Here is a 20,268-nt window from a genome sequence, read left to right as displayed (position 1 = left end):
GCTGTTTGGCGCAGCGAGAGTCGATGCTCAAGCATGTGCTTGAGTACCTGCCGTTTGAAGTCCTCAGTGTAGCGCTGGCCATGTGGGCGGGGACTGAGGCTGGCGGTGGATCGGTAACTGGCAACCCAGCGCCGAAGCAAACTGAAATCGATGCCCAAGTGTCGGGCCACTTTGCGAAAGCCGTTGCTGCCTTCCAGATAGGCCGTGATCGCCGTGAGCTTGAACTGCTCTGAGTATTTGCCCATAAATCCCCCAAGGGTTGGATTGGTGTCCAACTTCTTGGGGGCAGTCCAGGTACAGCGCCGCCCTCAAGGCTGATGACATCCCTGTGGGAGCTGGCTTGCCGGCGATCGGGGGCAAAGCCCCCGCCTTCAAAAGGTAACGCCGGAGATCAGCGCAATATTGCTGTAGGGCTGGCACTCGCCCGTACGCACCACGGCGCGGGCACTGCGCGACAGCACCTTGAAGTCTTCGTGGCTCAGCCATTCCCGCTTGCCCAGCTTGCCTTTCAACCGCTCGATCTCGACCAGTGCCGGTGGCACCACTTTCTGCATTTCTTCGGCCAGTACGTGCCGCTCTACCTGCAGTTCGCTCAGCACCGCCCGCAAGACACTGGCGAAATCTGGCAGGCCTGGCGTAACGGCCAGGTCGATCAGCTCCACGCCTGACGGTACCGGCAGCCCGGCATCGCCGATCACCAGAATGTCGCCATGCCCCATGCCCGCGATGGTCCGCGACAGGGCAACGTTCAGCAACGGGGTTTTCTTCATGGCGTTAGCTCCGCCAGATAGGGAATCGATGGCTGTGCACCGGCGCGGGTAACCGACAATGCCGCCGCACGCTGGCCAAAGGCGATGGCCTCGCCCTCCCCCAAGCCCCGCACCAGACCGGCGGCGAAACCACCGATGAAGGTGTCGCCGGCGGCAGTGGTATCCAGCGGCTGCACCACAGGCGCCGGGAAATGCTGGTGGCCCTGTTCAGTCACCAGCAAGGCCCCTTGAGCCCCCAGGGTGATGATCACCTTGCCCGCCCCCATCTGCCGCAAGCGTTCGCCTGCGCGCCGGGCACTGTCCTGGTCGGTTACCGGCATGCCGGTCAGGGTTTCAGCCTCGCTTTCGTTGGGCGTGAGGTAATCGATGCGGGCGAACCACTCCGCCGGCAAGGGGCCGGTGGCAGGCGCCGGGTTAAGGATGACTTGCTTGCCCAGCTCACGCGCCCTGGCCAAGGTCCAGGCCACGGTGTCCACCGGCACCTCAAGCTGGCAGATGACCACCTCGGCCGCTTGCAACAGGGCATCGAAGCGCTGTACCGACTGCGGCGTCAGCAGGCCGTTGCCGCCGGGGATGATGACGATGCAGTTCTGGCTGGCCGCATCCACGGTAATCAGCGCCACACCACTGGATACGCCAGGGCAGGTACTGACACCCTGGCAGTCGATACCCTCGACATACAAGGCGCGGTGCAACTGCCGGCCATAGTCATCGTCACCCACATTGCCGATCATGGCCACGCTGCCGCCTAGCCGCGCCACGGCCACAGCCTGGTTGGCGCCCTTGCCGCCCGGCACGGTGAAAAAGCTTTCGCCGGGAAGGGTCTCGCCGGCCCGGGGCAAGCGCTGGGCGCGGGCCACCAGGTCCATATTCAGGCTACCCACCACCACGACCTTGGCACTCATGACATTTCCTTAGCGTTAGCGGTAATCGTTGAACAGGTCCGGGCGCGGCCCGGTGGATTCGCGCAGTACGATGCGCGGGGCGACGATGCGTTGCTCTGCCGCGCCTTGGCGGGGGGCCGCGATGCGTGCCAGCAACAGCGACGCGGCGTTTTCGCCCAGCTCACGTATGGACTGGCCCACGGTGGTCAGCGGCGGGTACACGTAGCGGCTGAGCTCGATATCGTCGAAGCCGATCACCGACAGCTCACCGGGTACATTGATATTGCGCTCGGCGGCAGCACGCAGCACACCAAAACCGATCATGTCGTTGCCGGCAAAAATCGCCGTTGGCCGCTTGCCCTCCAGCACCTGCGCTGCCGCTGCGTGCCCGCCGGGGCTGGTGAAGTCGCAATGCAGCACACGATTGCCCTGCACCTGCGCCCCGGCCTCGGCCATGGCCCGACGGAAGCCGCTCAGGCGCAGCTGGGTAACCCCGGTTTCGGCGGGGCCGCCGATGTAGGCGATATCCCGATGCCCCAGTTCCAGCAAATGCTGGGTAGCCAGATAGGCGCCCTGCTCGTGGTCGATGCGCACCAGGTCGGCATCGACGCCTTCCAGCTCGCGGTCAACGATCACCATTGGCGTGCGCACGCTGGCCAGGCTTTGCAGCAGGTCACTGTCCTGGCCTACCGACGCCACCACCAGGCCGTCGATGCGCTTTTCCAGCAGCACGCGCAGATAACTGCGTTGCTTCTGCGGGTTGTCGTCGGAGTTACACAGGATCACGCAGTAGCCGTTGCGCTCGCAGGCGTCTTCGATACCCCGTGCCAGCTCGGCGAAGTACGGGTTGACGCTGTTGGGCACCAGCAGGCCGATGGTGGCCGTGCTGCGCGCCTTGAGAGAACGCGCCACGGCACTGGGCACGTAGTCCAGTTCGAGGATGGCGGCTTCGACCTTCTGCCGCACGTGTTCGCTGACGGGTCGGGTCTTGTTCAGCACATGGGACACGGTGGTGTAGGAAATGCCCGCCAGTGCCGCGACGTCTTTGATGGTTGCCATGTTGTCAGTTCCGCCGGCCTGCGCGCCGGCTACGGTAGGTGTCGAGCACCACGGCGATGACGATCACCGCCCCGGTGATGATGCGTTTGGTCGGTTCGCTGGCACCGATCTGCGCCAGCCCGGCGGCCAGCACCGAAATGATCAGTACGCCAAAGAAGGTGCTGATGACCGAGCCGCGCCCGCCCATCAGGCTGGTGCCGCCGATGACCACGGCTGCGATCACCTGCAGCTCCAGGCCGGAGCCGGCATTGGGGTCGGCCGCTTCAAGGCGCGAAATCTGGAACAGGGCGGCCAGGCCGGCGAGCAGGCCCATCAGGGCGAACACCAGCACCTTGTACGGGCGCGGGTCGATACCGGCCAGGCGCACGGCCTCTTCGTTGGTGCCGATGCCGATCAGGTAGCGGCCGAACACGGTGCGGGTCAGCACCAACTGGGCCAGCACGATCACCAGCAAGGCAATGATGAACGCGGGCGATATGCCAAAGGCCACCGGGTTGGAGAACCAGGCATAGGCATCGCCAATGTAGGCGGTGCGCGAGTCGGTGAACTGGTAGGCCAGGCCGCGGGCCATCTCCAGCACGCCAAGCGAGACGATGAACGACGGAATGCGCCAGGCTACGGTGACGCCACCGGTGATGCTGCCGGCCAGCGCGGCCACGGCCATGCCCAACAGCGCCGAGGGCAAAACGCCCCAGCCCCAGCCAAGAATCGCCACGCTCACCGTGGAAGCCGCCAGCGCCAGCACCGAGCCCACCGACAGGTCGATGCCGCCGATGATCAGCACAAAGGTCATGCCCACCGCCAGTACCATCAGGTCGGGGATCTGGTTGGCCAGGGTGCTGAAGGTGTTATACGACCAGAAGTGGCTGCTGAGGAACGAGAACAACACGATCATCGCCAGCAAGGCGCCGGCCAGGCCCAGGTAGGTGCCAAGGCCAAAACAGGTGCCACTGCGGCGCACGGGGGCGGCGCCTTGGCTATCGAGCGGGGTGGTTTTCATGCATCCATCCTGGGGGCTGCGTCGTGCAGCAGTGCGTCACGTTTCTGATAACCGGCAAAGGCGGCGGCCAACAGCTGGTCCTGGCTCCAATGATCGCGGTCGAAGGTGTCGATCAGGCGACCGGCAGACAGCACGGCGATGCGGTCGCAAATCAGCATCAGCTCGCGCAGGTCGCTGGACACCACCACCAAGGCCTTGCCCTGACGCGCCAGTTCGGCCAGCAGGCCGTAGATGTCGAATTTGGCGCCGACGTCGATGCCACGGGTGGGCTCGTCGAACAGCAGCACCTGGCAGTCGCGCTCCAGCCAGCGGCCGATCACCACCTTCTGCTGGTTGCCGCCCGACAGCTCGCCCACCACTTGCTGCGCGCCGGCACTGCGAATGCGCATGGCCTGGATCTGGCGCTCGGCCAGGCTCTTTTCTGCCTCGCCATCGAGTATGCCGGCCCGCGAAACCGCGCCCAGGTTGCCCAAGGCGATATTGGCGCTGATCGACTGTGTCAGCAGCAGGCCTTCGCCTTTGCGGTCTTCGGTAATCAGCGCGATACCCGCCCGCACAGCCGCCTTGGGCGAATCGATGTTAACGGCCTGGGGGGGCTGGCCAAGTGCAATGCTGCCGCTGTCGGCGCGGTCGGCGCCGTAGATCAGCCTTAGCAATTCGGTTCGTCCGGCGCCAATCAGGCCGGATATACCGAAGATCTCCCCTGCCCTGACTTCGAACGACACGTCGCGCACCTTGTCGGCACGGCTGAGCTTGTCGACCTTGAGCAAGGGCGCACCAATCTGCCTGCGGCCCAGGTCGATATGCTCGCCCAGCTCGCGGCCAACCATCAGGTTGACCAGCTCGGCGCTGCTGTAGCGCTGGATCGGCTCGTCACACACCAGCTTGCCGTCGCGCAGCACGACGATGCGCTGGGCCACCCGCTGCAGCTCTTCGAGGCGGTGCGAGATGTAGACGATGGCCACGCCACGCTCACGCAGACGCTCGATCTGGGTGAACAGCAGCTCCACCTCGCGGGCGGTGAGCATGGCGGTGGGTTCGTCGAAAATCAGCACACGGCAGTCGCCGATCAGGTTACGGGCGATCTCGACCATCTGCTGGTGGCCGATGCCCAGCTCACCGACAGGCGTGTCCGGGTCGATGGCATCGAGCCCGACCTGCGCCATGGCGGCCGTGGCCAGCTGGCGCAGGCGCTTTTGGCTGATCCAGCCGAAGCGGCTGGGCAGGTTATCGAGGAACAGGTTTTCCGCCACGGTCAGCGTGGGCAGCAGGTTGAGTTCCTGCATGACCATGCGCACGCCAAGGCGCTCGGCCTCGCTGCGGCTAACAGGCGCGTAGGCCTGGCCGCGGTAGGTCATGTGCCCGGTGGTCGGGGTTTCCAGGCCACTGATGAGCTTGGACAGGGTGCTCTTGCCCGCACCGTTTTCACCGGTCAGGGCCAGCACCTCGCCGGCCCGCAGGTTCAGGCTGACCTCGCCGAGCACGGGCTGGACGTAGGTCTTGCCCAGCCCGCTGGCGGCGAGTACCACTTCGTTGGCCGATGCAGGCATGGCCGTTTCTCCTGCCAGCAATCAGGGCTTGGTGATGAGTTGGACCGGGGTCTGGATGACGTTGTCGGCATCCACGTCCGGCTTCTCGCCCTTGACCATTTTCAACGCCGCCTGGATGCCGTACACCGCCTGCTGGCTGGCCGCCTGGTCGAGGGTGGCGAGCACGCGGCCATCCTTGAGCATGGGTTTGATGGCGTTGATGTTGTCATAACCCACCACTTGCACTTGGCCAGTCTTGCCGGCAGCGCGCACGGCCGACACAGCGCCCAGGGCCATGCTGTCGTTGCCGGCCAGCAGGGCTTTCAGGTCGGGGTATTCGTTGAGCATGGAGGCAGCGACGGCGTTGCCCTTGTCGATCTCCCAGTTGCCGCTTTGCACCGAGACGATCTTCATCTGCGCGGCGTCCATGGCGTCCTTGAAGCCGGCGGTGCGCTGTTGGGCATTGGTGGTAGTCGGCACGCCTTCGATGATGCCGACCTGGTCACCGGCCTTGAGTTTCTCGTTGGCCAGGTAGTCGCCGACCAGGCGCGCGCCTTTGCGGTTATCGGGGCCAACGAAGGGCACGCTGATGCCTTTGCTCTTGAGCAGTTCAGGGTCCAGGCGGTTGTCGATATTGATTACCACCACACCCTGGTCCATGGCCTTTTTCACTGCGGAAACCAGTGCCTTGGAATCAGCCGGGGCGATCACCAGCGCCTTGGCGCCGGCATTGACCATTTGCTCGACGATGCGGATCTGCTCGCCGGTATCGGTCTCGTTCTTGATGCCGTTGGCGATCAGGTCGAACTCGTTGGCATGCGCTTTCTGGTAGTCCTTGGCGCCGTCTTCCATGGTGCGGAAGAATTCGTTGGCCAGTGACTTCATCACCAGGGCGACCTTGGGCTTGTCTTCGGCGTGGGCGGCGGAAAACGGCAGGGCGAGAGACAGGGTGGAAACGACAGCGAGGGCCAGCAGACGACCGGGGAACGGCAGCTTCATGGACGATGACTCCGAATCTTGTGTTTTTTATCGGATCGCAAACGTTTGCGTTGCCTAACTATGGAAACAAGACCGGGGTTTGTCAAATCCGTTTGGCGTTCGGTGGCCTGAGCACTGCTGGTGCCGATTATCCAGAATTTTTCCGGAAAACCGAACACCTTTTCCTACGCCCGTTCGGATTTTCGAATGGAATACTGCCCCCTGTCGCGGCTCAAGACCGCGCCTGCACGCGTTTGCACAAGCTGGTATGAAACATGCCTCAAGCCTTGTGCGACATACAAAAAATCTCATTAGGAAGAGAGAGAACAATAACGATGAATGCTGCACTTAAAACCTTCGCCCCCAGCGCCCTCGCCCTGCTGCTGATCCTGCCCGCCACCGCCTCGGCCAAAGAAGCCGAAACCCAGCAGAAGCTGGCCAACGTGGTCATCCTCGCCACCGGCGGCACCATTGCCGGCGCCGGCGCCAGCGCCGCCAACAGCGCCACCTACCAGGCCGCCAAGCTGGGCGTCGACAAGCTGATTGCCGGCGTGCCTGAATTGGCCGACCTGGCCAACGTACGCGGCGAGCAAGTGATGCAGATTGCATCCGAGAGCATCACCAACGAAGACCTGCTGAAGCTGGGCAAGCGCGTTGCCGAACTGGCCGAAAGCAAAGACGTCGACGGCATCGTCATCACCCACGGCACCGACACCCTCGAAGAAACGGCCTACTTCCTCAACCTGGTGGAAAAGACCGACAAGCCCATCGTGGTGGTCGGCTCGATGCGTCCGGGCACTGCCATGTCTGCCGACGGCATGCTCAACCTGTACAACGCCGTGGCCGTGGCCAGCGACAAGCAATCGCGCGGCAAGGGCGTGCTGGTGACCATGAACGACGAGATCCAGTCTGGCCGTGACGTGAGCAAGTCGGTGAACATCAAGACCGAAGCGTTCAAGAGTGCCTGGGGCCCGATGGGCATGGTGGTGGAAGGCAAGTCGTACTGGTTCCGCCTGCCGGCCAAGCGCCATACGGTTAATTCCGAGTTCGACATCAAGCAGATCAGCAGCCTGCCGCAGGTGGACATCGCCTATGGCTATGGCAACGTGACGGACACTGCCTACAAGGCGCTGGCGCAGAACGGTGCCAAGGCGCTGATCCATGCCGGTACGGGCAACGGCTCGGTATCGTCGCGGGTAGTGCCGGCGCTGCAGGAGCTGCGCAAGAATGGTGTGCAGATCATCCGTTCGTCGCACGTCAACCAAGGTGGTTTCGTGCTGCGCAACGCCGAACAGCCGGATGACAAGAACGACTGGGTCGTGGCCCATGACCTGAACCCGCAAAAGGCGCGGATTCTGGCGATGGTGGCGATGACCAAGACCCAGGACAGCAAAGAGCTGCAGCGGATCTTCTGGGAGTATTGATCGTTCCGCCCTCAGGGCCGGCACGCCGGCTCTGGGGGCTTCATTACGCTGCCTTGGGAGGGCTCAGGGCGCGATGCGCTTCAGGTCATTCAGCAACCCCATCAGCTGCTGCAGTTTCTCTTCGCCAAACTGCGTCTGAATCTTCTGGTAATTGGCTTCCATCCCCTCCTTCATCGAGGCAAAGCACGCCTCCCCGCCCTCGGTCAGCGTCACGAAAACACGTCGCTGGTCCTGCGCGGCCTTCTGTCGCCGCACCAGCCCGTCACGCTCCAGCCGCCCCAGCACCCCGGTCATGCTCGGTTTGAGGATGCAGGCCAGCTCTGCCAGTTGGTAATTCTCCAGCTCGCCATGCTGCTTGAGGATGCGGATCACCCGCCATTGCTGCTCGGTCAGGTCGTGCTCGTTCAACAGCGGCCTGAAAAATGCCATTGCGGCTTCCCGGGCCTGCAGAAGGCTCAGCGTGAGCGAAGGTTGCGTCTTGGTCATGGTCAAGCCTGTGGTTTTTCTCTGTTCACGAATTTAAGGGCATGCGCGATGGAAAGTGCAATCTGTTCCACGGAAAACCCATTCAAGCCCGGCGCGCGGGCTGCGACCATCCGTTGCAAACAACAACACATTCCGGGTGCCCTGCCATGGCCCTTTCACTGCAAGCCCGTCTGCCGTTGGCGGTACTCACCCGGCGTAAGCTTGGCGTAGCGGTTGAAGAAGCGGCTGAAATAGGCCGGGTCCTTGAAGCCGAGCTGGTAGCAGATTTCGTTGGCCGTGCTGCCAGAGAACAACAGCAGGCGCTTGGCTTCCTGCATCAGCCGCTCCAGCACCAGGCGCTTGGACGGCAGGTCGGCGATGCGTCGGCACACGTCGTTCAGCCGCGCCTCGGTCACGCCAATTTGCTGCGCGTAGCGGGCCAGCGGCCAGTGCTCCAGGTAATGCGCTTCGATCAGTGCATTGAAACGGTGGAAGATTTTCAGGTCTTCGTGCCGCGCCGGGGTCGACTCCAGCGAGTGGGGGCACAAGCGCAACAGGCTGACCATGATCAACCGCGTCAGCGACTGCATTGCCGCCTCGCGCCCCGGCTGTTGCGTGGCAAATTCGTCGCTCAACGCTTCCAGCCAACCTTGCAGGCGCTGCGCCTCGGCCTGGTATTCAGTCGGCAAATTGCCCAGCGCCACACAGGCCGGCTGCACCTGCATGCCTGCCGGCAGCAGGCTGGCATCGGCTTCAATCAGTTGCCACACCAGTTGCTGGCGCACGGTCAGCACATGCCCGTCGCTGTCCGCCTCGGTGACGAAAGCATGGGCCACCGTCGGCGGCGTGAGGAAAAACATCGGCCCCGATTCGATGTACTGCTGGTCATCCAGATACACGCGCACCGTGCCCGACTTCACGTAATGCACCTGAAAAAACCGGTCATGCCGGTGCACCGGCATGTTGCGCCCGAAAAAGCCCGCCAGGTTGCCCAGCCGGTCGTAATGCACCTCGCTGTCGCTGTAGCGCTGGTCGTAGACCTGGCCGATGTTGATGTTCGGTATCGGATGCCGGTCGCTCATGGCTGCTTGCTCGCAAATCGCTTGACCCTGTTGACGATGGCCCATGGTGCACCGCCTTGTCGGCAGGCGCCACTGGCCACCCCTTGACCATCGTTAACATATTAACTATAACATTAACACATTAACAAAATCCGCAGGACGGCCACCGCCCTGCACTGCCAGGAGAAGAGCATGAGCCATGCCCTGCATGAAGTTGCCAGCGGCACCCTGTTCGGCGTCGCGCTGAACTACCAGGGTTTGCTGCAGCAGCACCACGCGGCGTTCGTCGAAGCACCGTACAAGCAGTTGCCGGTCAAGCCGGTGCTGTTCGTGAAAACCCCGAACACCCGCAACCAGCACGAAGGCCAGGTCGTATTCCCGGCCGGCGTGCAGCGCCTGCAACCTGGCCCGGCGCTGGGTGTGGTGATTGGCAAGGACGCCAGCCGCGTCAGCGTGGCCGATGCCCTGAAACATGTGGCGGGCTACACCATCGTCAACGAAGTCAGCCTGCCCGAAGACAGCTACTACCGCCCGGCAGTCAAAGCCAAGTGCCGTGACGGCTTCTGCCCGTTCGGGCCCGAACTGGTAACGGCCAGCCAGGTGGCCAACCCCGATGCCCTGGGCCTGCGCCTGTATGTGAATGGCGAACTGCGCCAGCACAACAACACGGCCAACTGCGTGCGCACGGTGGCCCAGCTGATTGCCGAAATCAGCGAGTTCATGACCCTGCACGCTGGCGACATCCTGATCACCGGCACCCCCGAGGGCCGCGTCGATGTACAGCCAGGCGACCGCGTCGATATCGAGATCGACGGCCTGGGCAAGCTGACCAACCACATCGTCGCCGAGTGAGGAATTACCTGTGAAACACGCCCGTATCCAGTTCGACGGCCAGGTTCACGACGTTACCGTCGAAGACGATCACCTGCGCCTGGCCGACGGCCGCCTGGTCCATCAAAACCAGGTCACCTGGTTGCCGCCCGCCACCGGCAGCATGTTCGCCCTGGGCCTGAACTACGCCGACCACGCCAAGGAGCTGGCCTTCGCACCGCCCACCGAGCCCCTGGCCTTCATCAAATCGCCAGGCACCTACACCGGCCACAACCAGGTCACCTGGCGCCCGGACAACGTTGAATACATGCACTACGAGTGCGAGCTGGTCGCGGTCATTGGCAAGGCGGCAAAAAACGTCAAGCGTGAAAACGCCCTGGACTACGTAGCCGGTTACACCGTGTGCAACGACTACGCCATCCGCGACTACCTGGAAAACTACTACCGCCCCAACCTGCGGGTGAAGAACCGCGACGCTACCACTCCGGTCGGCCCATGGATCGTCGATGCCGCCGATGTGCCGGACGTGAGCAACCTGAAGCTGCGCACCTGGATCAACGGTGAGCTGAAGCAGGAAGGCACCACCGCAGACATGATCTTCGACATCCCGCACCTCATCGAATACTTCTCCAGCTTCATGACCCTGCAACCGGGCGACATGATCGCCACCGGCACGCCGGAAGGCCTGGCCGATGTGGTGCCGGGCGATGAAGTGGTGGTGGAAGTGGAAGGCGTCGGTCGCCTGGTCAACCGCATCGTCAGCGAAGCTGACTTCTTGAAGAACAACAAGGCATGAGCAGCATGATCAAGCACTGGATCAACGGCCGTGAGGTCGAGAGCAAAGACACATTCGTCAACTACAACCCGGCCACCGGCGATGCCATTGGCGAAGTCGCCAGCGGCGGCGCCGAAGAAGTGGCCCAGGCGGTGGCTGCAGCCAAGGAAGCCTTCCCCAAGTGGGCCAACACCCCGGCCAAGGAACGTGCCCGCCTGATGCGCAAGCTGGGTGAGCTGATCGACCAGAACGTACCGAAACTGGCCGAGCTGGAAACCCTCGACACCGGCCTGCCGATCCACCAGACCAGGAACGTGCTGATCCCGCGTGCCTCGCACAACTTCGACTTCTTTGCCGAAGTGTGCACGCGCATGGACGGCCACACCTACCCGGTCGACGACCAGATGCTCAACTACACCCTGTACCAGCCGGTGGGTGTGTGTGGCCTGGTGAGCCCGTGGAACGTGCCGTTCATGACCGCCACCTGGAAGACCGCGCCGTGCCTGGCACTGGGCAACACGGCAGTATTGAAGATGAGCGAACTGTCGCCGCTGACCGCCAACGAACTGGGCCGCCTGGCGGTTGAAGCCGGCATCCCCAACGGCGTGTTGAACGTGATCCAGGGTTACGGCGCTACTGCCGGCGACGCGCTGGTCCGCCACCCGGATGTGCGCGCGATTTCCTTCACTGGCGGCACCGCTACCGGTCGCAAGATCATGCAGACCGCCGGCCTTAAAAAGTACTCGATGGAACTGGGCGGCAAGTCGCCGGTGCTGATTTTCGAAGACGCTGATCTGGAACGCGCACTGGACGCCGCACTGTTCACCATCTTCTCGCTGAACGGCGAACGCTGCACCGCCGGCAGCCGTATCTTCATCCAGGAAAGCGTGTACCCGCAGTTCGTTGCCGAGTTCGCCGCCCGCGCCAAGCGCCTGATCGTGGGTGACCCGACCGACCCGAAAACCCAGGTCGGCTCGATGATTACCCAGCAGCATTACGACAAGGTCACCGGCTACATTCGCATCGGCATCGAAGAAGGTGCACGCCTGGTCGCCGGTGGCCTGGAGCGCCCGGCCAACCTGCCGGCGCACCTGGCCAAAGGGCAGTTCATCCAGCCCACCGTGTTCGCCGACGTGAACAACAAGATGCGCATTGCCCAGGAAGAAATCTTTGGCCCGGTGGTGTGCCTGATCCCGTTCAAGGACGAAGCCGAAGCGCTGCAACTGGCCAACGACACCGAGTACGGCCTGGCTTCGTACATCTGGACCCAGGACATCGGCAAGGCCCACCGCCTGGCACACGGCATCGAAGCCGGCATGGTGTTCATCAACAGCCAGAACGTGCGCGACCTGCGCCAGCCGTTCGGCGGCGTGAAAGGCTCCGGTACCGGGCGCGAAGGTGGGCAGTACAGCTTCGAGGTCTTTGCAGAGATCAAGAACGTGTGTATTTCCATGGGTAGCCACCACATCCCGCGCTGGGGCGTGTGACCCACTTGCCACCGGGCCAGCGCCTGCGGGCCGGCCCGGCGGCCTCACAAGAATAAGGAGTCAAACCATGGGCAAGCTGGCACTCGCCGCCAAGATTACGCATGTCCCCTCCATGTACATGTCCGAACTGCCAGGTCCACGTCAGGGCTTTCGCCAGGCAGCCATCGACGGGCATTACGAAATCAGCCGCCGCTGCCGCGAGCTGGGCGTGGACACCATCGTCGTGTTCGACACCCACTGGCTGGTCAACGCCAACTACCACGTGCTCTGCGGCCCGCACTTCGAGGGCGTGTACACCAGCAACGAACTGCCGCACTTCATCAGCAACATGCCCTACGCCTTTCCCGGCAACCCCGAGCTGGGCAAATTGCTGGCCGCGGAATGCAACCGCTTCAACGTCGAGACCATGGCCCACCACGCCACCACCCTCGCCCCTGAATACGGCACCCTGGTGCCGATGCGCTACATGAACCAGGACCAGCACTTCAAGGTGGTCTCGGTTTCGGCACTGTGCACCTCGCACTACCTGGCCGACAGCGCCCGCCTGGGCTGGGCCATGCGCAAGGCGGTAGAAGACCATTACGACGGCACCGTGGCGTTCCTGGCCAGCGGCTCGCTGTCGCACCGCTTCGCGCAGAACGGCCAGGCGCCGGACTTCGCCACCAAGGTGTGGAGCCCGTTCCTGGAAACCCTCGACCACCGCGTGGTGCAAATGTGGCAGGACGGCGAGTGGGATGCCTTCTGCGGGATGCTGCCGGAGTACGCCGCCAAGGGCCACGGCGAAGGTTTCATGCACGACACGGCCATGCTGCTGGGTGCGCTGGGCTGGTCCGACTACGACGGCAAGGCTGAAGTGGTTACGCCCTACTTCGGCTCGTCCGGCACCGGCCAGATCAACGCGATCTTCCCGGTCACCCCTCAGGATGGCAAGTCCATCCCGGCGGCGCAGGCTGCCAACCCGGCTGCGGTGGTGTCCACCAGCCGCTTGTAACTCACCTGTCTGTGGCTGGCCGCCCACGGATGGCCAGCCGCGCCTCACCGAGGAAGCGCCCATGCCACACCTGGTTCTGCTCTACACCCCCGACCTGGAAACCGACGCCGACATCCCCGGCCTGTGCCGTGCCCTGGCCGACACCATGCTGGAGCAGCGCGATGCCGAAGGCAAAGCGGTGTTCCCCACCGGCGGCACCCGCGTGCTGGCCTACCCCGCCGCCCATTGCGCGGTGGCTGACGGCAAGGGCGATTACGGGTTCCTGTACGCCAACCTGCGCATGGCCACCGGCCGCAGCGCCGAGGTGCACAAGGCAGTAGGCGACAACCTGCTGGCGGTGTTGAAAGCCCGCCTGGACCCACTGCTGCAACAGCGCCCGATCGGCATCACCGTGCAGATCGACCACAGCACCGCCCAGGTCTACGACGCCAAGCACAGCACCTTGCACCCGCTGTTCAACCGCTAGCGCGCCGGTTCAAAACCACGCCCTCCCTGACTCATTACAGAACAAGTACAAAAACATGAGCACACTCGAACACGCCTCGCCGCGCGAGGCCCACGCTGAACGGGCCGACAGTACCCATCGGGCAGTCACCTGGCGGCTGATGCCGTTGCTGCTGGTGTGTTACCTGTTCGCCCACCTGGACCGCATCAACATCGGCTTCGCCAAGATGCAGATGAGCCAGGACCTGCACTTGTCCGACACCGTCTACGGTCTGGGCGCCGGGCTGTTCTTCATTGCCTATGCGCTGTTCGGCGTGCCCAGCAACCTGATGCTCGACCGCGTCGGCCCGCGCCGCTGGATCGCCTGCCTGATGGTGGTATGGGGGCTGTTGTCCACCAGCATGCTGCTGATCGAAAGCAGCAGCGCGTTCTACCTGCTGCGCTTTGCCCTGGGCGCGGCCGAGGCCGGGTTCTTCCCGGGCATTCTGGTGTACCTCAACCGCTGGTACCCGGCCGGGCGCCGTGCCCAGATAACCGCGCTGTTCGCCATTGCCGTGCCTTTGGCCGGGGTGGTTGGCGGGCCGGTGTCCGGGGCTATCCTGGCCTTCATGCACGACACCGCCGGCCTGCGTGGCTGGCAGTGGATGTTCCTGCTTGAAGGCGCGCCGGTGGTACTGCTGGGCCTGGTGGTGCTGGCCGTGCTGCCGGAGCATTTCGAAAAGGTACGCTGGCTGGACGATCAGCAGAAAGCCACGCTGCGCGCCCAGTTTGGCGAGGAAGAGCAGCGCAAGCCGGTCACCTCGTTCAGCGCCATTTTCGCAAGCCCGGCGCTGTGGCTGCTTGTGGCGGTGTATTGCGCGGTGATGCTGGCGGTCAACACCCTGGCGTTCTGGATGCCCAGCCTGATTCACAGTGCCGGGGTGGGCAGCGATGCCAGCGTCGGCCTGCTCAGCGCCGTGCCATACCTGGCCGGCTGCGTGTTCATGCTGACCTGCGGCCGCTCCAGCGACCGCCTGCGTGAACGCCGCTGGCACCTGTGCGTACCGCTGCTGATGGCCGCTGTCGGCATCGCCATTGCTGCAATTGCGCCAGAGCAGCCGCTACCGGTAATGGCCGGCCTGGTGCTGGCCGGCATGGGCGCCAGCGCCGCACTGCCGATGTTCTGGCAACTGCCACCGGCATTCCTCAACTCACGCACCCAAGCGGCCGGCATTGCCCTGATCAGCTCGCTGGGCAGCATTGCCTCGTTCTTCACGCCCTACTTCATCGGCTGGGTACGTGACACCACCCACAGCGCCAGCCTGGCCCTGTACGTACTGGCCGTGTTCATCGCCCTGGGTGGCCTGCTGGTGCTGCGCACCCGGGCCGCCATCGTCAACCCTTGAATCAAGAGACCTCCCCCATGCTAGACAACGCTTTCATCCAGCACGCCGCCGAACGCCTCGACCAGGCCGAACGCAGCCGCGAGCAAGTGCGCCAGTTCTCGCTGGAACAACCGGCCATTACCATCGAAGACGCCTACGCCATCCAGCGCGCCTGGGTGGCGAAAAAGATCGCCGCCGGCCGCAAGCTGGTAGGCCACAAGATCGGCCTGACCTCCCGCGCCATGCAGGTGTCGTCGAACATCACCGAGCCCGACTACGGTGCCCTGCTCGACGACATGCTGTTCGACGAGGGCAGCGACATCCCCCTCGAACGCTTCATCGTGCCGCGCGTTGAGGTGGAGTTGGCGTTCATCCTCGGCAAGCCGCTGAAAGGCCCGAACGTCACGGTGTTCGACGTGCTGGACGCCACCGAATGGGTGATCCCGGCACTGGAAATCATCGACGCACGCATTCAGCAGGTCGACCCGCAAACCCAGGCTACCCGCAAAGTGTTCGACACCATTTCCGACAACGCGGCCAATGCGGGCGTGGTCATGGGTGGACGCGCCGTGCGCCCTACCGAGATCGACCTGCGCAAGGTGCCAGCCGTGCTTTACCGTAACGGCGTAATCGAGGAGTCCGGGGTCAGCGCCGCCGTGCTCAACCACCCGGCCAAGGGCGTGGCCTGGCTGGCCAACAAACTGGCCGCGTACGACGTCACCCTGCAACCTGGCCAGATCATCCTGGGCGGCTCGTTCACCCGCCCGGTCGCTGCGCGCCCTGGCGACACCTTCCACGTCGACTACGACATGCTCGGCTCCATCGCCTGCCGCTTCGTTTGAGGACCTGCCCATGGACATGCCCATCAATCACTTCAAGCAACGCCTGCGCAGCGGCGAGCCGCAGATCGGCCTGTGGCTCGGCCTGGCCGATGCCTACTGTGCCGAGCTGGCTGCCAATGCCGGTTTCGACTGGCTGCTGATCGACGGCGAACACGCGCCCAACGACCTGCGCGGCATGCTGGCGCAGTTGCAGGCGGTGGCGCCCTACCCCAGCCAGGCGGTAATCCGCCCGGTGATCGGTGATACCGCGCTGATCAAACAAGTGCTGGATATTGGCGCGCAGACGTTGCTGGTGCCAATGGTGGAAAGCGCTGAGCAGGCGCAGCAGCTGGTGAAGGCCATGCATTACCCACCCAAAGGCGTTCGCGGGGTGGGTAGCGCACTGGCGCGGGCTTCGCGCTGGAACAGCATCCCCGGTTACCTGGACCATGCGGATGAGCAGATGTGCCTGCTGGTGCAGATCGAGAACAAGGAAGGCTTGGCCAACCTGGACGAGATCGCTGCGGTGGAGGGTGTGGATGGCGTGTTTATCGGGCCTGCGGACCTGAGTGCCGCGATGGGCCACCGGGGCAATCCTGGGCACCCTGAAGTGCAGGCAGCGATCGAAGACGCCATCGTGCGTATTGGCAAGGCGGGCAAGGCTGCCGGCATTCTCAGCGCGGACGAGAAACTGGCGCGGCGTTACATCGAGCTGGGTGCGGCGTTTGTGGCGGTGGGAGTGGATACCACGGTGCTGATGCGCGGGTTGCGCGAGTTGGCGGGGAAGTTCAAGGATACCCCGGTCGTTGGCAGTGCCGGAGGGAGTGTCTACTGAGGCACTTTGGGGCTGCTGCGCAGCCCATCGCCGGCAAGCCAGCTCCCACAGGTACTGCGCAGCCCTTGAGCATTGTGCGGTCCCTGTGGGAGCTGGCTTGCCGGCGATGGGCCGCAAAGCGGCCCCAGCTTTTCAACTTCAGATATTGATTAGCGCCTTGAGCACGGTCTTGAAGGTATCTACCTGCTCATCACTGAACTGCCCAAACACCTTGTCCTGCTGCTCCCGGGCAATGGTCCACAACGCCTCAGTCTCATCCACACCCTTCACCGACAAGCGCACCCGCCCTTCATCATCGGCAATCAACCCTTTGCGTTTGAGGTTGGCCACCGCTTCCTCGATCTCCCGAGCCGGCATCGCCACTTCCCGTTGCAGCTCGTTCAGGCTCAGCCCCGCATCGTTCTCCAGCACCATCAACATGCGCGCCTCACTGGTCCGCAGCCCGGTGCACAGTTGGCGTGGCTGGTAGTCAGCCTGGTACGCCCGCAATGCCTGGGTCATCAGGTAGTAAAGGTTGTGCTGCAAGCGGCCCTGGAAATGGCTGCTCGGTGCCTGCCCCTCTGCGCGCCGGGTCATGCGGGTATGCGGCAGCACCATGGAATAGGCGCCCTGGTGGTACAGCAGCGGCGAGCGGCCGAAATCGTCGAAGGCCACCACCTTGCCCACCAGAATCCAGTGATCGCCACCGTCCAGCTGCTGGTACTTTTCGCACTCGAAGCGTGCCGCGCAGTCGGCAAACAGCGGCGCACCGCCTGCCCCCGTTTCGTAGTCGATACCGGCAAAGCGGTCTTCCTTCGGCCGGGCGAAGTTGTTGGACAGGTCGATCTGGTCAGCCGCCAGAATGTTCACGGCAAAGTGCGAGGCTTCTTCGAACACCTCATGGCTGGTCGAGCGCTTGTCGATGCTCCACAGGATCAGCGCCGGGTCCAGCGACACCGAGTTGAAACTGTTGGCAGTGACGCCGACCTTGCGGCCACTGGGGCCGGCGGCGGTCACCACGGTCACGCCTGTGGCGAAGTTGCCCAGGGCGCGGCGGAAGGCACGTGAATCGAAGGTTTCGTTGGACATGCAAAGCTCCCGGGCAGGCCTGGCAGCCTGCCCTGATTGTTGTTGTGCTTGTGGGGATGGTTACAAAGCTGGCGGCTCAGACCATGGCCGGGTCGGGCTCCAGGCCCATCAGCTCCCGGCCGAGGATTTGCGAACACACGTCGTAGTCGGTGTAGGCATGGGCACCGGTCATGTGCGAATCGCGGAACAGCCGCTGCAGTTCGTTGCTCTCGAACCAGGCGCCACCGCCCGCCGCTTCCATCAGCCGGTCGACGGCCTGGATGCACATCTTCACCGCATAACCCTGGTTGGTGCGCCAGAACGCCAGCGTGCCCCGCGTGGGGTATTCATGGCGGGCGCTGTACTCGGCAATTTCGTCCCAGCTCTTTTCCAGCAGCGCGCGGGCAGCAGCCACCTGGTGGGTGGATTCGGCCAGGCGCATCAGCGCCGGGGTGGCGGCGCCAACGGCTGCACCGGTGTAGGCCCGCACGCGGTTACGGGTTTTCTCGCGGAACACCTCCAGCATACGCTCGGCAACACCCAGGCTGACCGTGGAGAAGCCACTGGCGAAATACGGGCGGTACGGGGCGAAGAAAATCTTGCTGTCGGGGTACAAGCCAAAGCCTGCCGACTTGCCCTCCATCATGTCCTTGGCCTTCTGGATCCGATGCTCGGGCACGAAGGCATCGCGCACGATCAGGGTCTTGCTGCCACTGCCGCGCATGCCCACGGCATACCAGTCATCACGGATTTCATAGTCGCTGCGTGGCAGGATGGCAAAGCAGTAATCCTGGCTGCCTTCGGCATTCTTGCGGCGGAAACCGAGGATCGCCCATTCGGCGTGGTCGCAACCGGAGCTCCAGCCCATCTCGCCGCTGAACGAAACCCCACCCTCGACCTCTTCGGTACGGCCGAACGGCGCGATACTGCTGCTGGCGGTGGCGTCCGGGTCGGCGCCCCACACTTCTTGCTGCAGCTTGGGCGAGAACATCGCCATCTGGTGGCTGTGGGTGCACAGCAGGCTCATGGCCCAGGCGGTGCTGGCACAGGCACCGGCCAGCAACGCGATGCACTGGGCGAATTCCGGCAGGGTGATTTCCATGCCACCGTAAAGTTTGGGCAAGAAAGCGCGGTGCATGCCGATGCTTTTCAGCAAGGCAATGTTCTCTGCCGGCACACTGCGGTCCTGTTCTGCGCGCATGGCGTTGGCGGCAATGGTCGGCAGGATGGACTTCAGGTCTTCCAGCAGCGGGTTTGGCTTTTTCATGAACGGTCTCTTTCTTATTGGATTCGAAGACGCGATCAGTATGTGAGCCGTAATTGGGCGGCGGAATGCACGTTACGAGGGGAACATTGTACTTTCCATGGCGCGGTCAAATTGCCCTGCGACAAGCATTGACCCGTGCATTTTCGATCACCACAATCCCCCCCTCAAGACGCGCGCGGGCCACCGCGCCCCTGACGGAGCGATGCAGTTGAAAGACCTTTCCCCTTCTGCGGTGCGTGTGTGCGATGCCGCCGTCGGCCATTTTGCCGAGTACGGCTACGACGCCTCTTCGCTGAACGAAATCGCCCAGCTGGCCGGCATGCGCAAGGCCTCCCTGTATGCGCACTTCGCCAACAAGGATGCCTTGTTCGTGGAAGTGTTCCAGCGGGCGCTGGTGCAGGAAACGGCCTTTGTCGAGCACGCCTTTGCCCAGGAAACCCGCGACGGCCTGGCACCCGGTCACTGGCTGGCCTTGCACCTGGCAGACCGTTATCGCGACTCGGCCGAACTGCGCTTTGTGCTGCGCACGGCGTTCCTGCCCCCGGCAAGCATCAAGCCGGTTGTTACATCGGGCTTCGAGCACTACCTGGACGGCATACGTGTGGGGTTCTGCCAGGCCCTGCAAGCTCGCCACGGCTGGGCAGAAAGCCGGCTGGCACTGTATGCCGATGCCTACCAAGGCATCATCGACAGCCTGTATGTGGAACTGATGTACGCAGGCCCAGGCGCCTATGAACGGCGCGCGGCAGCGCTGCTGAAAGTGCTGGAAGATTCGCTGTCGCTCAACCCCTGACGCCGGGTGAGTCAGGGTTTTATCTTTCTCATTTCATCCAGCAGCTGCATCAGCTGCTGCAGCTTGTCCTCGCCGAACTGGGCGATGATCTTGTCGTAGTTGCGCGCCATTTCCTCGCTCATCGCCAAGAACGCCTGCTGGCCGGCGTCCGTCAGGCTGATGAACACCCGGCGCTGATCGTCCGGCGACTTGCGCCGCCCCACAATGCCGTCGCGCTCCAGACGCTTGAGCACCCCGCTCATGCTGGGTTTGAGGATACACGCCAGTTCGGCCAGCTGATGGCTTTCCAGCTCACCTTGCTGACGCAGGATACGGATTACCCGCCATTGCTGCTCGGTCAGGTCATGGGCATTCAACGCCGGGCGGAAGAACGCCATGGTGGCTTCGCGCGCCTGCAGCAAGGTCAGGGTCAGGGAGGGTCTTGGTGTGGTCATGCGGGCTCG

Annotated in this window: 22 protein-coding genes; 10 read left to right on the top strand and 12 right to left on the bottom strand. The window is 63.6% G+C overall.

Annotated features, from left to right (window positions below; all coding sequences use genetic code 11):
- From N436_RS08305 to N436_RS08275, 7 genes are all read right to left on the bottom strand, one after another.
- On the bottom strand, nucleotides 1–245 hold a 245-nt coding region (locus N436_RS08305; protein ID WP_256589893.1), incomplete at its 3' end, for a transposase.
- Nucleotides 246–371: 126 nt separating this feature from the next.
- Nucleotides 372–770, bottom strand: a complete 399-nt coding sequence (gene rbsD / locus N436_RS08300) for a D-ribose pyranase (RefSeq protein ID WP_110740782.1) — start codon at nucleotides 768–770, stop codon at nucleotides 372–374.
- Entirely contained in the window at nucleotides 767–1,675 is a 909-nt protein-coding gene (gene rbsK / locus N436_RS08295; protein WP_110740781.1) for a ribokinase, read from the bottom strand. The genes rbsD and rbsK overlap by 4 nt, the downstream gene beginning before the upstream one ends.
- Before the next feature lie 15 nt (nucleotides 1,676–1,690).
- Entirely contained in the window at nucleotides 1,691–2,713 is a 1,023-nt protein-coding gene (locus tag N436_RS08290; RefSeq protein WP_110740780.1) for a LacI family DNA-binding transcriptional regulator, read from the bottom strand.
- Nucleotides 2,714–2,717: 4 nt separating this feature from the next.
- The gene (locus N436_RS08285) at nucleotides 2,718–3,713 is read right to left on the bottom strand and encodes an ABC transporter permease (RefSeq protein ID WP_110740779.1); all 996 of its coding nucleotides are present in this window, start codon (nucleotides 3,711–3,713) and stop codon (nucleotides 2,718–2,720) included.
- On the bottom strand, nucleotides 3,710–5,263 hold the full coding sequence (locus N436_RS08280; RefSeq protein ID WP_110740778.1) for a sugar ABC transporter ATP-binding protein: 1,554 nt from the start codon (nucleotides 5,261–5,263) through the stop codon (nucleotides 3,710–3,712). The genes N436_RS08285 and N436_RS08280 overlap by 4 nt, the downstream gene beginning before the upstream one ends.
- 21 nt (nucleotides 5,264–5,284) lie before the next feature.
- Nucleotides 5,285–6,241 carry a sugar ABC transporter substrate-binding protein gene (locus N436_RS08275; RefSeq protein WP_019096816.1) on the bottom strand — a complete coding sequence of 319 codons (957 nt, stop codon included), beginning with the start codon at nucleotides 6,239–6,241 and terminating at the stop codon, nucleotides 5,285–5,287.
- Nucleotides 6,242–6,555: 314 nt separating this feature from the next.
- On the opposite strand from N436_RS08275, the gene N436_RS08270 reads away from it, so the two are divergent.
- On the top strand, nucleotides 6,556–7,644 hold the full coding sequence (locus N436_RS08270) for an asparaginase (RefSeq protein WP_105946715.1): 1,089 nt from the start codon (nucleotides 6,556–6,558) through the stop codon (nucleotides 7,642–7,644).
- A gap of 63 nt (nucleotides 7,645–7,707) precedes the next feature.
- Here N436_RS08270 and hpaR (N436_RS08265) read toward each other — a convergent pair whose 3' ends face one another.
- Both hpaR (N436_RS08265) and hpaA read right to left on the bottom strand, forming a co-directional pair.
- A complete protein-coding gene (gene hpaR, locus N436_RS08265) occupies nucleotides 7,708–8,130 on the bottom strand; it encodes a homoprotocatechuate degradation operon regulator HpaR (protein ID WP_105946714.1) in 423 nt (140 codons plus the stop codon).
- A 155-nt stretch (nucleotides 8,131–8,285) separates the two neighbouring features.
- Entirely contained in the window at nucleotides 8,286–9,191 is a 906-nt protein-coding gene (gene hpaA / locus N436_RS08260; protein WP_105946795.1) for a 4-hydroxyphenylacetate catabolism regulatory protein HpaA, read from the bottom strand.
- Nucleotides 9,192–9,362: 171 nt separating this feature from the next.
- Here hpaA and N436_RS08255 point away from each other — a divergent pair, with 171 nt between their 5' ends.
- The 8 genes from N436_RS08255 to hpaI all read left to right on the top strand — a co-directional run bounded on the left by N436_RS08255 (nucleotide 9,363) and on the right by hpaI (nucleotide 16,718).
- Entirely contained in the window at nucleotides 9,363–10,022 is a 660-nt protein-coding gene (locus tag N436_RS08255) for a fumarylacetoacetate hydrolase family protein (protein ID WP_105946713.1), read from the top strand.
- A 10-nt stretch (nucleotides 10,023–10,032) separates the two neighbouring features.
- Nucleotides 10,033–10,797, top strand: coding sequence for a fumarylacetoacetate hydrolase family protein (locus N436_RS08250; protein WP_110740777.1), 765 nt, complete (start codon nucleotides 10,033–10,035; stop codon nucleotides 10,795–10,797).
- A 5-nt stretch (nucleotides 10,798–10,802) separates the two neighbouring features.
- Nucleotides 10,803–12,263: a 5-carboxymethyl-2-hydroxymuconate semialdehyde dehydrogenase gene (hpaE, locus tag N436_RS08245; protein WP_110740789.1), complete on the top strand. Its 1,461-nt coding sequence runs from the start codon at nucleotides 10,803–10,805 to the stop codon at nucleotides 12,261–12,263.
- Between the two features lie 67 nt (nucleotides 12,264–12,330).
- On the top strand, nucleotides 12,331–13,254 hold the full coding sequence (gene hpaD, locus N436_RS08240; protein ID WP_110740776.1) for a 3,4-dihydroxyphenylacetate 2,3-dioxygenase: 924 nt from the start codon (nucleotides 12,331–12,333) through the stop codon (nucleotides 13,252–13,254).
- A gap of 61 nt (nucleotides 13,255–13,315) precedes the next feature.
- Nucleotides 13,316–13,720 carry a 5-carboxymethyl-2-hydroxymuconate Delta-isomerase gene (locus N436_RS08235; RefSeq protein ID WP_105946710.1) on the top strand — a complete coding sequence of 135 codons (405 nt, stop codon included), beginning with the start codon at nucleotides 13,316–13,318 and terminating at the stop codon, nucleotides 13,718–13,720.
- Nucleotides 13,721–13,775: 55 nt separating this feature from the next.
- Entirely contained in the window at nucleotides 13,776–15,083 is a 1,308-nt protein-coding gene (locus N436_RS08230) for an MFS transporter (protein ID WP_110740775.1), read from the top strand.
- A 17-nt stretch (nucleotides 15,084–15,100) separates the two neighbouring features.
- Nucleotides 15,101–15,904: a 2-oxo-hept-4-ene-1,7-dioate hydratase gene (gene hpaH, locus N436_RS08225; RefSeq protein ID WP_110740774.1), complete on the top strand. Its 804-nt coding sequence runs from the start codon at nucleotides 15,101–15,103 to the stop codon at nucleotides 15,902–15,904.
- A gap of 10 nt (nucleotides 15,905–15,914) precedes the next feature.
- Nucleotides 15,915–16,718 carry a 4-hydroxy-2-oxoheptanedioate aldolase gene (gene hpaI, locus N436_RS08220; RefSeq protein WP_105946707.1) on the top strand — a complete coding sequence of 268 codons (804 nt, stop codon included), beginning with the start codon at nucleotides 15,915–15,917 and terminating at the stop codon, nucleotides 16,716–16,718.
- A gap of 138 nt (nucleotides 16,719–16,856) precedes the next feature.
- On the opposite strand, the gene N436_RS08215 is transcribed toward hpaI, so the two are convergent.
- Together N436_RS08215 and N436_RS08210 are read right to left on the bottom strand one after the other, a co-directional pair.
- Entirely contained in the window at nucleotides 16,857–17,786 is a 930-nt protein-coding gene (locus N436_RS08215; RefSeq protein WP_110740773.1) for a p-hydroxyphenylacetate 3-hydroxylase reductase component, read from the bottom strand.
- 76 nt (nucleotides 17,787–17,862) lie between these two features.
- Nucleotides 17,863–19,032, bottom strand: a complete 1,170-nt coding sequence (locus N436_RS08210; protein WP_110740772.1) for a p-hydroxyphenylacetate 3-hydroxylase oxygenase component — start codon at nucleotides 19,030–19,032, stop codon at nucleotides 17,863–17,865.
- A gap of 202 nt (nucleotides 19,033–19,234) precedes the next feature.
- Between N436_RS08210 and N436_RS08205 the strand changes: the two genes are divergently transcribed.
- Nucleotides 19,235–19,825 carry a TetR/AcrR family transcriptional regulator gene (locus N436_RS08205; protein ID WP_105946704.1) on the top strand — a complete coding sequence of 197 codons (591 nt, stop codon included), beginning with the start codon at nucleotides 19,235–19,237 and terminating at the stop codon, nucleotides 19,823–19,825.
- Nucleotides 19,826–19,836: 11 nt separating this feature from the next.
- Here N436_RS08205 and hpaR (N436_RS08200) read toward each other — a convergent pair whose 3' ends face one another.
- The gene (hpaR, locus tag N436_RS08200; RefSeq protein WP_105946703.1) at nucleotides 19,837–20,259 is read right to left on the bottom strand and encodes a homoprotocatechuate degradation operon regulator HpaR; all 423 of its coding nucleotides are present in this window, start codon (nucleotides 20,257–20,259) and stop codon (nucleotides 19,837–19,839) included.
- Between the last annotated feature and the right edge of the window lie 9 nt (nucleotides 20,260–20,268).

The sequence above is a fragment of the Pseudomonas sp. RV120224-01b genome, from assembly GCF_003208145.1.
GTDB classification, from domain to species: Bacteria; Pseudomonadota; Gammaproteobacteria; order Pseudomonadales; family Pseudomonadaceae; genus Aquipseudomonas; species Aquipseudomonas monteilii.
This window is presented reverse-complemented; position numbering and strand designations above follow the sequence as displayed.

Bases quoted from the DNA above. Each gene is read 5' to 3' on its own strand.
- hpaE (WP_110740789.1), top strand. From the start codon at position 10,803: ATGATCAAGCACTGGATCAACGGCCGTGAGGTCGAGAGCAAAGACACA.
- rbsK (WP_110740781.1), bottom strand. From the start codon at position 1,675: ATGAGTGCCAAGGTCGTGGTGGTGGGTAGCCTGAATATGGACCTGGTG.
- N436_RS08270 (WP_105946715.1), top strand. From the start codon at position 6,556: ATGAATGCTGCACTTAAAACCTTCGCCCCCAGCGCCCTCGCCCTGCTG.
- N436_RS08230 (WP_110740775.1), top strand. From the start codon at position 13,776: ATGAGCACACTCGAACACGCCTCGCCGCGCGAGGCCCACGCTGAACGG.
- rbsD (WP_110740782.1), bottom strand. From the start codon at position 770: ATGAAGAAAACCCCGTTGCTGAACGTTGCCCTGTCGCGGACCATCGCG.
- N436_RS08275 (WP_019096816.1), bottom strand. From the start codon at position 6,241: ATGAAGCTGCCGTTCCCCGGTCGTCTGCTGGCCCTCGCTGTCGTTTCC.
- hpaD (WP_110740776.1), top strand. From the start codon at position 12,331: ATGGGCAAGCTGGCACTCGCCGCCAAGATTACGCATGTCCCCTCCATG.
- hpaR (WP_105946714.1), bottom strand. From the start codon at position 8,130: ATGACCAAGACGCAACCTTCGCTCACGCTGAGCCTTCTGCAGGCCCGG.
- N436_RS08280 (WP_110740778.1), bottom strand. From the start codon at position 5,263: ATGCCTGCATCGGCCAACGAAGTGGTACTCGCCGCCAGCGGGCTGGGC.
- N436_RS08205 (WP_105946704.1), top strand. From the start codon at position 19,235: ATGCAGTTGAAAGACCTTTCCCCTTCTGCGGTGCGTGTGTGCGATGCC.
- N436_RS08255 (WP_105946713.1), top strand. From the start codon at position 9,363: ATGAGCCATGCCCTGCATGAAGTTGCCAGCGGCACCCTGTTCGGCGTC.
- hpaH (WP_110740774.1), top strand. From the start codon at position 15,101: ATGCTAGACAACGCTTTCATCCAGCACGCCGCCGAACGCCTCGACCAG.
- hpaA (WP_105946795.1), bottom strand. From the start codon at position 9,191: ATGAGCGACCGGCATCCGATACCGAACATCAACATCGGCCAGGTCTAC.
- N436_RS08235 (WP_105946710.1), top strand. From the start codon at position 13,316: ATGCCACACCTGGTTCTGCTCTACACCCCCGACCTGGAAACCGACGCC.
- N436_RS08210 (WP_110740772.1), bottom strand. From the start codon at position 19,032: ATGAAAAAGCCAAACCCGCTGCTGGAAGACCTGAAGTCCATCCTGCCG.
- hpaI (WP_105946707.1), top strand. From the start codon at position 15,915: ATGGACATGCCCATCAATCACTTCAAGCAACGCCTGCGCAGCGGCGAG.
- N436_RS08215 (WP_110740773.1), bottom strand. From the start codon at position 17,786: ATGTCCAACGAAACCTTCGATTCACGTGCCTTCCGCCGCGCCCTGGGC.
- N436_RS08290 (WP_110740780.1), bottom strand. From the start codon at position 2,713: ATGGCAACCATCAAAGACGTCGCGGCACTGGCGGGCATTTCCTACACC.
- hpaR (WP_105946703.1), bottom strand. From the start codon at position 20,259: ATGACCACACCAAGACCCTCCCTGACCCTGACCTTGCTGCAGGCGCGC.
- N436_RS08285 (WP_110740779.1), bottom strand. From the start codon at position 3,713: ATGAAAACCACCCCGCTCGATAGCCAAGGCGCCGCCCCCGTGCGCCGC.